At 74.5% G+C, this 13,840-nt stretch carries 10 protein-coding genes and 1 pseudogene; 8 read left to right on the top strand and 3 right to left on the bottom strand.

What is annotated here, in order from left to right:
* Positions 1-103: 103 nt before the first annotated feature.
* From ACFYXE_RS24330 to ACFYXE_RS24310, 5 genes are all read left to right on the top strand, one after another.
* Positions 104-3,604: a hypothetical protein gene (locus tag ACFYXE_RS24330; protein WP_389315601.1), complete on the top strand. Its 3,501-nt coding sequence runs from the start codon at positions 104-106 to the stop codon at positions 3,602-3,604.
* 122 nt (positions 3,605-3,726) lie between these two features.
* Positions 3,727-4,743 carry a hydroxyacid dehydrogenase gene (locus tag ACFYXE_RS24325; RefSeq protein ID WP_389315599.1) on the top strand — a complete coding sequence of 339 codons (1,017 nt, stop codon included), beginning with the start codon at positions 3,727-3,729 and terminating at the stop codon, positions 4,741-4,743.
* Positions 4,744-4,868: 125 nt separating this feature from the next.
* Positions 4,869-5,729 carry an ABC transporter ATP-binding protein gene (locus ACFYXE_RS24320; protein ID WP_389315597.1) on the top strand — a complete coding sequence of 287 codons (861 nt, stop codon included), beginning with the start codon at positions 4,869-4,871 and terminating at the stop codon, positions 5,727-5,729.
* A complete protein-coding gene (locus ACFYXE_RS24315) occupies positions 5,726-6,706 on the top strand; it encodes an iron-siderophore ABC transporter substrate-binding protein (protein ID WP_361175259.1) in 981 nt (326 codons plus the stop codon). Before ACFYXE_RS24320 ends, ACFYXE_RS24315 begins: the two co-directional genes overlap by 4 nt.
* 4 nt (positions 6,707-6,710) lie before the next feature.
* Positions 6,711-8,783 (top strand): iron ABC transporter permease, encoded by a 2,073-nt coding sequence (locus ACFYXE_RS24310; RefSeq protein WP_389315595.1) that lies wholly within the window; start codon positions 6,711-6,713, stop codon positions 8,781-8,783.
* Here the strand turns inward: ACFYXE_RS24310 and ACFYXE_RS24305 are convergent.
* The 3 genes from ACFYXE_RS24305 to ACFYXE_RS24295 form a co-directional block, all read right to left on the bottom strand.
* Positions 8,780-9,697, bottom strand: coding sequence for a DUF4436 family protein (locus tag ACFYXE_RS24305; RefSeq protein WP_389315593.1), 918 nt, complete (start codon positions 9,695-9,697; stop codon positions 8,780-8,782). The two genes, ACFYXE_RS24310 and ACFYXE_RS24305, sit on opposite strands and share 4 nt — an antisense overlap.
* 42 nt (positions 9,698-9,739) lie before the next feature.
* Positions 9,740-10,897, bottom strand: a complete 1,158-nt coding sequence (locus tag ACFYXE_RS24300; RefSeq protein WP_389315591.1) for an agmatine/peptidylarginine deiminase — start codon at positions 10,895-10,897, stop codon at positions 9,740-9,742.
* A gap of 136 nt (positions 10,898-11,033) precedes the next feature.
* Positions 11,034-11,687: a TetR/AcrR family transcriptional regulator gene (locus ACFYXE_RS24295; protein ID WP_389315589.1), complete on the bottom strand. Its 654-nt coding sequence runs from the start codon at positions 11,685-11,687 to the stop codon at positions 11,034-11,036.
* A 210-nt stretch (positions 11,688-11,897) separates the two neighbouring features.
* On the opposite strand from ACFYXE_RS24295, the gene ACFYXE_RS24290 reads away from it, so the two are divergent.
* The 3 genes and pseudogenes from ACFYXE_RS24290 to ACFYXE_RS24280 form a co-directional block, all read left to right on the top strand.
* Complete coding sequence (locus ACFYXE_RS24290; protein ID WP_389315587.1) at positions 11,898-12,488, top strand: TetR/AcrR family transcriptional regulator; 591 nt, start codon at positions 11,898-11,900, stop codon at positions 12,486-12,488.
* A 310-nt stretch (positions 12,489-12,798) separates the two neighbouring features.
* On the top strand, positions 12,799-13,584 hold the full coding sequence (gene ureA, locus ACFYXE_RS24285) for an urease subunit gamma (RefSeq protein WP_389315585.1): 786 nt from the start codon (positions 12,799-12,801) through the stop codon (positions 13,582-13,584).
* A pseudogene (locus ACFYXE_RS24280) lies at positions 13,581-13,840 on the top strand (urease subunit alpha); the annotation flags it as partial. The gene ureA and the pseudogene ACFYXE_RS24280, both read left to right, overlap by 4 nt.

The raw sequence follows: 13,840 nt of genomic DNA, 5'->3' as shown, positions 1-13,840 counted from the left end.
GGGCGAACCGGGCGGCCGGGCGAACTATCCTGCTGGTCAGCTGCCTCGCGGGCAGGCGCCCGCACCGCCCGCTCCGGGGGAAACGGGCGGCACGGCGGCACACGTGAGGGAGAGGGCAGGGGCGATGGGGGCGGCGCGGCGACGGCTGTGGGAGCACCTGCACGGACTGCGCGAGCGTGCCGTGGCGGCCAGGGCCGCGCACGGGCGGTCCGCCACCCAGGCAGCGGCGGCCCGGGAGCTCAGGAAGTCGGGCGGGCCGGGCCTGCGGACGTTCTCCGGGCAGCGGATCAGCGACTGGGTGCCCGCGCAGGCCGCGGATGTGGTGGTGCCGCAGGCCCGCAGCGACGACCAGGTCGTCGCGCTCGCCGAGCTCTGGGCCGCGTGGGCGTGCGAGCCCGCCCGGGGCCGGGTGTTGCGCGGCCTGCTGGACGCCGCCCGGGATGAGCAGGCGCGCGAACGTGCGACCGGTACCCCGGCCCGGACGCCCGCCGCGCACCGGTCGATCCGCACCTTCACCCCCTGGCAGCTGGAGGTGCGCGCGGCGGCGCTGCCGGGCCCCGCCACGGCCCCCGCCCTCACCCCGTATCTGATCCGGAGCCACGACCACGCCCTGCGGGAATACCTCAAGTCCGCGGCCACGGGCGGACCTTCCGCCCTCGGGGTGCTGACGGGCGACTCGTCGACGGGCAAGACCAGAGCCCTGTACGAGGCGGTCCTCGCGGTGGCGCCGGACCACCGGCTGCTGTGCCCGCCGACCGCCCGCGCCCTGCTGGCCCTGCTCGCGGACGGCGAGGTGGCCGAGGGAAGCGTGTTGTGGCTGAACGAACTCCAGCGGCTGCTGCACGACAGCGAAGGGGACGAGGCGGCGGTCCAGCTGACCGCCGTCCTGCGGGAGACGCCCGGCGTCGTCGCCGTCGCCGCGCTCTGGGAAGTCCCGTACTGGAGCGAACTCACCGCACAGGGGCTGCCCGGCGACCCCGCGCGGCACACCCGGCCCTTGCTCGTCGGCGGTCACGTTCAGCGCTTCAGGGTGCCGCGTCGGCTGTCCGCGACGGAGCTCGGCCGCTGGCGCGACCTCGCGGCCGAGCACGAGGACCCGCGCCTGCGCTCCGCCGGGCGCGCGGGCTCGGCGGACGGCGAGGTGGTCCAGCACCTCAGCGGCGGCCCCGCGCTGCTCGACGCCTATCTGAGCGGCCCCGGCGGCCACTTCACGCCGCGCGAGCACGCCCTGGTCACCGCGGCCGTCGGGGCCCGCAGGCTCGGCCACCAGGCGCCGCTGCCCGGCCCCTTGCTCGCCGCGGCGGCCGATGGCGCGCTCGCCCCGCACGACCGCGCGCCCCGCGCCGACTGGGCCGGTCCCGAGCTGACGGCGCTGAGCGACGGCATACGATCCGACGGCTCCCGCGCCGACGCCCTGTGCGCCCTCACACCGCTGCGGGCGGTCCGGGCATCCGCCGGTGCGCCTCCCGGCCACGACCCGTCGGACTACCTCCTCCAGCACGCCGCGCCCCTGCCCGGCACCGGGACGGCCGCCGTAGCCCTGTGGGAGGCGCTGGTGCGGCACACGGAGGGCGTCGAAGACCTCTACCGGCTCCAGGACACCGCCTGGAAGCATGCCCTGTGCGCGCTCGCCCTCCGCCTCGACCGGCGCGCCGCGCTGGCCGGCAGCACCGACGCGTGCGTGCGCATCGCCGGACGCACCGCGCGCCACCCCGATGCCGCGCGGGCCGCCGCCTGGGCCGTGGCGCACGCGGACCCGGCCGACCACGCCGCCCTGGACCGGCTCTTCGCCGCGCTGCGCGCGTCCGGGACGCGGGAATCCGTGGACGCGCTCGGCCGCCGCCTCGTCGCCGCCGCCGACCCGTCGGACATCCGGGCCGCCGGTGAGCTCGCCGTGCGGCTGTCCCGCGAGGGTGTCTCCCCCGGGGTGACCGCCGCCCTCGACGACGTTCTGGCAGGTCGCATCGGGGAGGCCGACCCCGCGGACATCGTGCGGGCGCTGCCCGGGCTCTTCGAGGCGGGCGTGCCGCGGTGCGTCGGTCCGCTGGCGCACCGGGCGGCCGCGCATGTCGATCTCGGCAGCCGCTGGTGCGTCACCCGGCTCGTCCACGTCCTGCGGACGGTCGGTGCGACGGATGCCGCCGCGGTCCTCGCCGCCCGCATCGAGCGCGGTGCGGCGGAACTCGACCCGGACGAACTCCCCTGGCTCATGGCCGCGTTGTGGGACACCGGGGCGGAGCCGACCGTCCGCGCCCTGCTCGCCCTCGACCCGGCTGCCCGGATCCGGCCGACCCGGGCCGATGCCGTCCTGGAACTGCTCCGGGTCCTGCGGGCCACCGGGGACGACGACGGCGTCCGTGCCCTGCTCGCCCGCTCGCCGGCCCGACACGTCGATGTGAGCGGTGAGCCGGACCTGTTCGACATCGCGTCGCTCCTGTGCCTGCTCCTCGTGGAACTGTCGGGCCTGGGGGCGGACGAGGAGGTCGCCGTGCTGGCCGACCGGGTGGCGGCGGAGGCCGTGGCGGAGTGCGCGGAGGGCGTGGCCGGGTACCTCGACTGGTTCCATGCCACCGGCAGGACGGACCACGCGCGGCTGCTGCTGCGACGGGTGCCCCTGTCCGGCCTCGACTACTACGACCCGGAGGAGTTGCGCTCGCTGCTCCTCGTGCTCAAGTCCCACGAGGAGGCCGCGTTCGATGCGCTGGCGGCGAGCATCGCGGCGGACGTGCAGCTCACTTCGCCGGAGTTCGTCGGCGAGGTGGTCCGGGTCCTGTGGGAGACGGGCGGCGAGCGCGGCATCGCCCCCCTGGTGGACCGGGCGCTGACCCACCGGCCGGTGCGCGATGTGGTGTTCGTCCCCGGCGAGTTGGCCGGAGCCGGTCTCGAGCGGGCCGCGGCGCGGGTGGCAGAACATGTCGCCTCGCACATCGAGACCCCGGACATGGACCTGGACCTCTTGGATGTGGTCCTCGCGCAGTTCGTCGACGTGGGCGCGACCGACGCCGTGCGGATCGTGTGCGAACGCGGACTCCTCGACGACATCTCCCGCTACCAGATGCGGGAAACGCCGTCCTACCTGGTGGACACCCTGTCCCGGGCGGGAGCCGGTGAGGCGGCCCACGCCTTCGCCCACCGGGTCGTCACCACGCTGAGGCTCGACGACACGTACGCCATCGGGTCCCTGCTGGCGGCCCTGCGGGCCCACGACCTGTCCGCGCCGCGCGATCTCCTCGTACGGCGGGCCGCGGCGGGCGCGCGCCTGACCCATATGAACAGCGTCGCCCGGCTGATCGAGGAGTTCCTGGCGGCCGGCGACACCGACGCCGTCGCCGAGCTCCTGCGCCGCGACCCGCTCGCGACGGTCGACGAGGATCAGGCCACCGACACCTGCCACGCCGCGCTGGTCGCCGCCCTGCGCGCGGCCGGGGACCCGGGTGTCGACGAGTTCGCCCGGCGGGCAAGGGCCTCCGGGCGGCTGCCCGTCGAACCCCGCCCGCCGTACGGGGTGACGCTCGACGGCGTCCCCGCCGCTCCCTGGACCTGGGACGACCTGGCCGTCGGTGAGGAGCCCGCGGAGCCCGGGGGAGTGGCCCGGCTCCCCTGACCGGCCGACCGGTATCCCCCTGGGGCGGGCGAGTTCCGTACCGCGCCCCCTTCCCCGGGCTTCCGCCCGGCCGCGGCGGGGAAGCACCACGCCAGCACGCCGCCCGCTCCAGGAGGAGGAAGATGTCACCGTCCCGCAGGCCCCGGGCCGCACTCGCCATGTCGCGGCGCGCGGCCGAAGCCGTCATCGATCCGGAGACGCTCGCCGCCCTCGCCGAGGTGACGACGCTCCGGCCGCCGCCCGTGCTCGACGACCTGACCACCGACCGCGCGCGGGCGGTCCTCGCCGACACCGAACTCCTGGTCACGGGCTGGGACTGCCCGCCCCTCACCGCCGAGGTGCTCGCGGCCGCGCCGCAGCTGCGCGCCGTGGTCCACACGGCGGGCTCCGTCCGCGGCCACGTCACCGACGCCTGCTGGGAGCGCGGCATCGACGTCTCGTCGGCCGCCGCCGCCAACGCGCTGCCCGTCGCCGAGTACACCGTCGCGATGATCCTGCTCACCGGCAAACGCGTGCTGGAGAGCGCCCGTGCCTTCCGGGCCGCCCGTGCGGCGGCGGACTGGCCGCGCACACCGCGCGAGGTGGGCAACCACGGGCGCACGGTGGGCATCGTGTCGGCGTCGATGACCGGCCGCCGCGTCATGGAACTGCTGCGCCCCTACGACCTGCGGGTCCTGCTGCACGACCCGTACGTGTCACCGGAGGAGGCCGCCGCGCTGGGCGCGGAGCTCGTCCCGCTGCCCGAACTCTTCGCGCGCGGCGACACCGTGAGCGTCCACACCCCGCTGCTGCCCGCCACCCGCGGGCTGATCGGCCGCGAGCTGATCGCGGCGCTGCGGCCCGGCGCCGTGCTCATCAACACCGCGCGCGGCGCCGTCGTCGACCAGGCCGCGCTCACCGAAGCGGTCACCGCGGGCCGGGTGCGCGCGGTGCTCGACGTCACCGACCCCGACGTACTGCCGCCGGAGCACCCCTTGTGGGACGCGGAGGGCGCCCTGCTCACCCCGCACGTGGCGGGGTCGCTGGGCAACGAGTGGCGGCGGCTCGCGGACTGCGCGGTGGGCGAGGTGCGGCGCTGGGCGGCGGGCGAGGGGTTCGCGCACCCCGTCCGCCGCGACCGGCTGCCGTATCTGGCGTGAGGCGTCCCGGACGGAGTCCGCGCACGGCGTCCCGACCGCCCGGTGAAGCTGGCCGAAATTCCCCTTGTGTCTCTTACTTGGGGGTCTGTTTCGCCCGCCGGTAAGGTTAGGCTAACCTCTGCGACGTGCATGAAGGTGAAGAGACCGCCGCGGCCACGCGCCCCCGAGGTCATGAACTGTCGGCCACGGGTGTCACCGTGGCGTACGAAGGCGTCGACGTCGTCCACGACGCCTCGATGACCCTGAAGCCGGGCGAGGTGACGGTCCTCGTCGGTCCGAACGGCAGCGGCAAGTCGACGCTGCTGCGCACCCTCGCCCGCCTGCAGCGGGCCCGCACCGCCACCCTCCTCATCGACGGCGACACCGACGGCCTCGCCCTCGGCCCCCGGGAGTTCTCCCGGCACGTCGCCCTGCTCACCCAGGGCCGGCCCACGCCCAGCGGGCTCACCGTGCGGGACGTGGTCGAATTCGGCCGCTACCCGCACCGCGGCCGCTGGGGCAAGGCCGACCCGGGCGGCCGGGCCGCGGTGGACCGCGCGCTCGCCATGACCGGCGTCGGGGAACTCGCCGAGCGCGGCGCCGAGCACCTCTCCGGAGGACAGCTCCAGCGCGTGTGGCTGGCCGGCTGCCTCGCCCAGGAGACGGGCGTCCTCCTCCTCGACGAACCCACCAACCACCTCGACCTGCGCTACCAGGTCGAACTCCTCGACCTCATGCGGGACCTGGCCGACGACCACGGCATCGCCGTCGGAGCCGTCCTGCACGACCTCGACCAGGCCGCGGCCGTCGCCGACCGGATCCTCCTGCTGGACACGGGCCGGATCGCCGCCGACGGCGCGCCCGACGACGTACTGACCCCGGAGCGGCTCACCGACACGTACGGCATCCGTATCGAAGTCGACTCCGACCCCACCACCGGCCGCCTGCGCACCCGCGCCATCGGCCGCCACCACTCGCGAAGCGAAAGGCTCAGCACCACCTCATGAGACGCCTCCTGTTCACCGCGGCGGCCGCCACCGCCGCGGCCCTCACCCTGACCTCCTGCGGCACCACCGAGCCGGCCGCCGACGACGCGAAGAAGAAGGCCGAGTCCTTCACCCTCACCGACGGCACCGGCACCGAGGTGAAGCTGAACGGCCCCGCCAAGAAGGTCGTCGGCACCGAGTGGAACGCGGTCGAGAGCCTGATATCCCTCGGCGTGGACCCGACCGGCGTCGCCGACGTCAAGGGCTACAAGACGTGGGACACCGCCGCCCCGCTGAAGAACGACCCCAAGGACATCGGCACCCGCGGCGAGCCGAGCATGGACGCCCTCGCGTCCCTGAAGCCCGACCTCATCATCGCCACGACCGACCTGCCGGCCGCCGCCGTCAAGCAGATGCGGGACATCGCCCCGGTCCTGAACCTGCGCCCCGCCGACGCGTCGGACCCCATCGGCCAGATGACCGAGAACCTCGACCTCCTCGCCAAGGCCACCGGCACCACGGACCGCGCCGCCGAGCTCAAGAAGGACTTCGAGGCGAAGCTCGCCGACGGCAAGAAGAAGATCGCCGCCGCCGGGCACGGCGGCGCCAAGTACGCCTTCGCCGACGGCTACGTCACCGGCAACCAGACCTCGATCCGGCCGTACACCGACGGCTCGCTGATCGGCGCCGTCAACGAGAAGCTCGGCCTGAAGAACGACTGGTCGGTCAAGGGCGACAAGGCGTACGGCCTCGGCACCACCGACGTCGAGGGCCTCACCGAGCTCGACGACGACGTGCAGTTCGCCTACATCGGCAACGACGGCGACAAGGGCAGCAACCCGTTCTCCGGCGTCCTGAAGAAGGACAAGGTCTGGACGTCGCTGCCGTTCGTCGAGAAGGGCAACGTGCACCGGCTGCCCGACGGCATCTGGATGTTCGGCGGCACCGAGTCGATGAATCAGTACGTCGACTCCGTCGTCGAGGCGCTGAAGAAGTAACACCATGGCCGTCACCGCAACCACCCCCGCACCCCGTCCGTCGGCAGCCGCCTCCCGCACGGGCGCGGCCGCGGTGACGGCCGCACTGGTCCTCCTCGTCGCCGTCCTCGCCGTCGTGGACATCACCCAGGGCACGGCGTCCGTCGGCCCCGCCGAGGTGGCGAAGGCGCTCACCGGCCGGGCCGAGGCCGGCGACGCGTCCGTCGTCATCGCCTCCCGGCTGCCGCGCATGACCGCCGGGCTCCTCGTCGGCGTGGTGCTCGGCATGGCGGGCGCCGCCCTCCAGGCCGTCAGCCGCAACGTCCTCGCCTCGCCCGACACCCTCGCCGTCAACGCCGGCTCCTACCTCGCCCTCGGCCTCGCGGCCGCCACCGGCATCTCGCTGCCGCTCCTCGCCTCGTCCGGCATCGCCTTCCTCGGCGGCCTCGCGGCGGCGGCCGTCGTCCTCGGCCTCTCCGGCCTCGGCGCCGGCACCGTCCGGCTGGTCCTCGCCGGCAGCGCCCTCACCTTCGGCCTCACCGCCGTCACCGAGGGCCTGCTCCTGCTGTTCCCGCAGCAGACCGAGGGCCTCTACAAGTGGAACCAGGGCAGCATCGCGCAGAACGGTTTCGACGGCGTGCTGCAGATGCTGCCGATCGCCGTCGCCGGCCTCGTCGGCCTCCTCCTCGTCGCCCGCCGGGTCGACGCCCTGGCACTCGGCGACGACGCCGCGCACGGCGTCGGCGTGCCCGTCCGCTCCACCCGCGTGACCGCCGTCGTCTTCGCGGCGCTGCTCTCCACGGCCGCCGTCACCCTCGCCGGCCCCGTCGGCTTCGTCGGCCTGTGCGCGCCCGCCCTCGTACGCCCCCTCGCCCGCAGGTTCCGCGCGTTCACCAGATCCCGCGCGCGGCTGCCGTTCGCGGGCCTCACCGGCGCGGCCCTGGTGCTCGGCTCCGACGTGCTGCTGCGCGCCGTCGTCCCCGACGACACCGCCGTCGCCGTGCCGACCGGCGTCGTCACCAGCCTCGTCGGCGCCGTCTTCCTCATCGGCATGGCCGCCAAGGCCCGGGACACCGCGGGCGCCGCCCCGGCCGACCGGCTGCGCATCCGCAGCAGGACCGTCTTCGTCGTCACGACCGTCACCCTGGTGGCCGTCGCGATCGGCCTCGCGATCGCCGCCGTCCTCATCGGGGACACCAAGCTGCTCCTGGGCGACGTCGTCAACTGGTCGCAGGGCCGGGCGGGCCAGGCCGTCTCCTTCGTCCTCGACACCCGGGTGCCGCGGGTGCTCGCCGCGCTGCTCGCGGGCGCGGCCCTCGCCCTGTCCGGGACCCTCATCCAGGCCGTCACGCGCAACCCGCTGGCCGAACCGGGCGTCCTCGGCGTGACGAACGGTGCCGCGGTGGGCGCCGTCGTGCTCGTGACGACGGTGCCCGCGGCCGGGTCCTGGACGATCGCGGGCGGTGCCTTCGCGGGCGCCGCGATCAGCGCGGCCCTCGTCTTCGGCCTCGCGGCGCGCGGCGGCTTCCGGCAGAACCGCCTCGTCCTCGTCGGATTCGGCGTGGCCACCGGGTCGGCGGCCGTCATCAGCATGCTGATCATCCTCACCGACCCGTTCAACGCGACGAAGGCGCTGACCTGGCTCGCAGGCTCCACCTACGGGCGGACGATGCCCGACGTCGTCCCCCTCGCCCTCGTCCTCGCGGCCGGCCTGGTCTGCGCCGTCGCCCGGCGCACCGACCTCGACCTGGTGTCGCTCGACGAGGACACCCCGCGCCTGCTCGGCCTCGACCTGAGCCGCGCCCGCCTCGGCTTCCTCGTCCTCGGCGTCCTGCTGAGCGCGACCGCCGTGGCCGCGGCGGGCACCATCGGCTTCGTCGGGCTCGTCGCCCCGCACGCGGCCCGTGCCCTGGTGGGCCGCAGGCACGTCCGGGTGGTCCCGGTCGCCGTGCTCCTCGGCGCCGTCCTGGTGTGCGCGGCCGACCTGGTCGGCCGCACGGTGATCGCCCCGGCCCAGCTCGGCGCGGGCCTCATGACGGCCGTCATCGGCACGCCGTACTTCCTGTATCTGCTGGTACGCAGCCGCCGGGCGACCTAGGGCGGACTGGGGACCGTGCGCGCCTCCGGTCCGGGCCCCGCATCCGGCTCCGGCTCCGGTGCGCGCGCCTCGGCCCGCATGCCCGTGACGGCCACCGTCACCAGGCAGAACGCGATGATCGTCTCCGCCCAGAGGAAGGCGATGTAGTCGAGCAGGGAGCCGATGGGCGGCGCGCCCGGGGCGGTGTTGCGGAAGGCGGCCAGGGCAAACAGCGTGGCCGCCATCCAGCCGAGCGCGGGCCAGGTCAGGCCCTTGCGCCGGCTGACGAGGAACCAGGCGCCGATGAGCACGGCGATCGCCAGCGCCCACATCGCGGCCATCATGAAGACCGCGAAGATCAGCACGCTGGTCGAGCGCGCCAGGTCGACGGAGAACACCGCGACGCCGTCCGCCTCCGAGGCGTCGACCACGGCCGAGAACAGCGCGTCGTTGTTCGACAGCGTCATCCGTACCGGCACCGGCTCGCCCCCCTGCACGGCACCGAACTCCAGGGCCGCGTCGTAGGCGTCGAACGGATAGTCCGTGACCGACCCCGCCGTCAGGGTGACGGGCACGTCCACGGTGGCGATCCGCCCGTGCGCCGGATACGTGAGGTCGCGGCGGATCGAGGACGACGTCTGCAGCGTCAGCGTCCGCGCGGGGGAGACCCCGCCCGCCTCCGCAAGGCCGCCGCGCGGGGTGACCAGGACGCGCAGGACCAGCTCCCCGGCCGCCGCGTCGACCCGCTGGACCGACGCAGTGATGTCCACCCGGTCGGGCGCCGCCGACCCGGCCCGGTAGCGGGTGTCGAGGTCCTGGCGTTCGCCGAACTGGAGCCACACCCCGACGGCGGCGGCCGCCGCCACGGCGAGCAGGACGAGCCCCGCGGGCAGCAGCCTGCCGCGCGGGCGGGGGAGATGTCGCGAGGTGGCCACTGCCGCTCCGTGGGTCGGGTCCTGGTCGGGTCCTCGACCGGCTCAGTCGACCGGCTTGCCCGGCTGGTCGTGCGTGGAGCAGTGGATGCCACCGCCGCCGGACGCGATGGTGTCGATCGGGATCTGCACCACGTCCCGCTTGGGGAAGTGCTCCTGCAGGATGCTCTTGGCCCGCTTGTCGGCCTTGCGGTCGCCGAACTTCGGCAGGAACACCGAGTCGTTGGCGACGTAGAAGTTGGCGTACGTCGACACGAAGTCGTCGCCCTCGCCGGTGATCTCGTACAGGTCGGGCTGCGGCAGGTCGATGACCTCGAAGGGCCTGCCCTCGGCGTCCGTCGCCCTGCTCAGCACGGCCTTCGCCTGGTCGGCCGCGCGCGACCAGGAGTCGGCGGGCGTGTCGGGGTGCGCCCGGTCGAGGAGCACCACGCCGGGTGCGGTGAACCGCACGAGGCTGTCGACGTGCGCGTCGGTGATGTCCTGCCCGCGCACCCCGGCCAGCCAGATGACCTTCTTGATCCCGAGCGTCCGCTTGAGCTCGGCCTCGATCCGGTCCCGGCTCTTCCCGGGGTTGCGGTTGTCGTTGACGATCGAGCTCTCGGTGATGAGCAGCGTCCCCTCGCCGTCGGTCTCGAACGAGCCGCCCTCGGCGACCAGCGGCGCCTTCTCGCGGGGGATGTCGTACTCGGCCAGGAGCTTGCGGCCCACCTGGCCGTCGTTGGGGTGCTCCTGCTTGTCGCCCCACCCGTTGAAGTTGAAGTCGACGCCGGTGACCTTGCCGCCGTCCTCCACGAACACCGGCACCGTGTCACGGGCCCACAGGTCGTCCACGGCCAGCGGGATGACCTCGACGTCGCGCCCGCACGCCTTCTGTGCGGCCTTCTGCTGGTCGGGCCTCGCCATCATCACCACGTACTCGTACGCGCCGATCGCGCGGGCGATGCGGGCGATGTCCTCGCGTACGTAGGGGAGGTCCTCCGCCCACACCGACTCCAGGGCGGGCCAGGACATGAAGGTGCGCGCGTGGCTCTCCCACTCGGCTCCCATCCGCAGCCCTTCCCGTGCCGTGTCGCGGTCGCCGGCGGTACCGGCCGCCCGGGTCTGCTGGCCACCGGGCCCGCACGCCGAGGCGCCGAGGACGGCGGCGCCGATTCCGGTGAGGGCGCGCAGCGCCGAGCGGCGGGAGGGGAGGAGGTACGACACGGTGAACTCCGATCATCGTGATGCGGACAAGCTATCCGGCGCCCCGGGAGGGCGCTCGACGAGCGGGCGAGCGCGGGGGCGGGAGAGGGGCGGACGGACCCGCCCGCTGCCCCCGACTCTGACACGGACTGAAAATTCAGTCAAAAATGTGGGTGGAGCCCCGGGTGCGGGCGGCGTGCCGCAGGTGCGCCAGCTCCACCGCGACGGCCTCACGCATGAGCTCACGGGCGTGGGTCAGCGGCAGGACCTCGCTGAGCCAGCGCGTACTGAGGCCCTCCAGGGTGGCGGTCAGGCGCTCCGCGGCGGCGGCGAGGGCGGTGGCCGGCGCGGTCCGGTCGACGCGTCCGAGCAGCTCGACGAGTTCGCCGGTCCAGACCCGGCGGGCGTCGGCCAGCGCCTCCCGCAGCCCGGGGTCGAACACGGCGGTGGCGCGCAGCTCGCCCCAGGCCGTGCTGTTCTCGCGGACCTCCGGAGTGTCCTGCAGCTCGAGGAGGAGGGCGTTCTCCAGCTCGGCGCGGGGCGGGAGCGGTGCGGCGGCCGTGCCGCGGCCTGTGGTGTAGCGCTCCGCCCGGTCGCTGATGAACTCCATCGTGCGCCGCAGCACGCCCGCGCGGTCCGTGAAGTGGTAGTAGACGAGCGCCGTGGACACGTCCGCCTCGGCGGCGACGGCCGTGACGCGCAGGCCGCGGACGCCGTGCCGGGCGATGACACGGGCGGCGGCCGCGAGGATCACCGCCCGGCGGTCGCCTTGTGCCGGGTGTCTTCTGGGTTGGTCTTCGTGGACATACATTGACTGAAACTTTAATCAGGGTGGTGCGACGGGGTGGAGCGGGGGCGAGGCGGGGGCGGGGTGGTGCTGTCGGGGGTGGTCGCCCGGACCGTGGTCGCCTGCCGTCGCCCCTTGTCGCTTGCGTCGTCGGGTCGGGTGCCGAGGCCCCGCGGGCTGTCGGCGGTCGCCCGAGATCACCGGGCGGCGGGCGGGCCGGTAGGGTTCCGGTCCATGGCGCCCCGCACTACTCAGATCCTCGAAGCGGCCGCACGGCTCATCGCCCGACGCGGTGTCCGCGGCCTGCGCGTCGAAGAGCTCGCCGCCGAGGCGGGTGTCTCGACCGGGCTGATCTACTACCACTTCAAGGACCGCACCGGGATCCTGCGCCACACGCTGGAGTTCATCAACAACCGCGCGGAGCGGTACACCACCAGCCGTGACGAGGACGCCGAGCCGCTTCCGCCGCGCGCTGAGCTGGAGGAGATCCTCCTCCTGGAGCTGCAGGACACCCCGGAGGTCCGCGAGAACAGCTCCGCCTGGGGCGAGCTGCGGGCGAGCGCCGTCTTCGACGAGGTGCTGCGGGAGGATTTGGCGCGGGCCACGCTGATCTGGGTGCAGGAGGTGGCGGCCCTGCTCGGCCAGGTGCTGCCGATGACGCCGGCGCCCGCCCTCGCCGCGGCGGGGGAGCGGCTCACCGCCCTCCTGGAGGGGCTCAGCATGCGCTGGCTCAGCGGCGGGCTGCAGCTCGACCACGCCCGTGACCTGGTACGCGGCGCGATCGACGCGGAGCTGGCGTTGCTGCGGGAGCAGCGGGGGGAGTAGGGCCCGTATCCCCGGGGGCCCGGGGTCCGGCGCGCGCCCCCGCCCTTTCCCGGCCCGAAAAGCGTCCGCCCCGCCTCCCCGCCGCCTCCCCGCCCTTCCCGGCCCTGGAAGCGTCGGCCCACCTCCCCGTCCGCCCAGGGCCGCCGGGCACCCCGTCCGCCCAGGGCCGCCAGGCACCCCGTATCTCCCGTCTCTTGCTCTCTTGACGCCTCAACCATTGACTGAAAATTCAGTCAGTGCCACAGTGATGCCGCTGCCCGCCGCCGAGTGCGCCGGGCCCCGCCGCACTTCCCGGAGCGAGGACTGTCCCATGCCGCTGACCCCCACCGAACGTGACCGGCTGCTGCTGTTCACCGCCGCCGAGCTCGCACGGTCCCGGCGTGCGCGCGGGCTGAAGCTCAATGTCCCGGAGGCGACCGCGCTGATCGCGGACACGGTCTGCGAGGCGGCCCGGGACGGCGCCCGGCTCGCCGAGGCCGTCGAGCGGGGCCGTACCGTCCTGCGGTCCGACGACCTCCTGTCCGGCGTCGGCGACGTGATCACCGAGATCCAGGTCGAGGCCGTCTTCGACGACGGCACGCGGCTGGCCGTCGTGAGCGACCCGTTCGGCGCGTGGCCCCGCGACCCGGCCGCCCCCGGCGCCGTGCTCCCGGCCTCGCCGGTCGCCGACGGCCCCGAGCCGGTCGTGACGCTGACGGTGCGCAACACCGCGGCCGTGCCGGTCAGCGTCACGTCCCACTTCCATTTCTTCGAGGCCAACCCGCGGCTCGACTTCGACCGCGCCGCCGCCTACGGCATGCGGCTCGCGGCGCCCGCCGGTTCGTCCACCCGCTTCGACCCGGGGGCGGCCGTCGAGGTCGGGCTCGTGCCGATCGGCGGCGCCCGCGTCGCGATCGGCTTCGCGGGCCTGGTGGACGGCCCGCTGGACGCGCCGGGCGCGCGCCGGGCCGCGCTGCGCAAGGCGGCGGCCTGCGGCTACTTGGGCGCGTCCCCCGTAACACCGGACGCCAACTCAGAGGAAGCGGACGCCATTTCCGAAGACGCGGAAGCCGTTCCCGACGACGCCGAAGTTGTTCCCGAAGGAGTCGACGCATGAGCAGGCCGACCAGACACAGCGACCACTGCGCTCCCGCCAGTCGGCACATCGACGGCCACGAGTACGCCGCCGTGCACGGCCCCCGCGCCGGTGACCATGTCCGGCTCGGTGATTCGGGTCTGACGGTTCGGGTGGAGTCGGATGCGCAGCGGTTCGGGGATGAGTTCTTGGCCGGGTTCGGGAAGACGGCGCGGGACGGGCTGCATCTGAAGGCGGCGGCGGTGCGTGAGACGTGTGATGTCGTGATCAGCAATGT

This window comes from Streptomyces sp. NPDC002564 (assembly GCF_042889645.1).
Taxonomy (GTDB): domain Bacteria; phylum Actinomycetota; class Actinomycetes; order Streptomycetales; family Streptomycetaceae; genus Streptomyces.
This window is presented reverse-complemented; position numbering and strand designations above follow the sequence as displayed.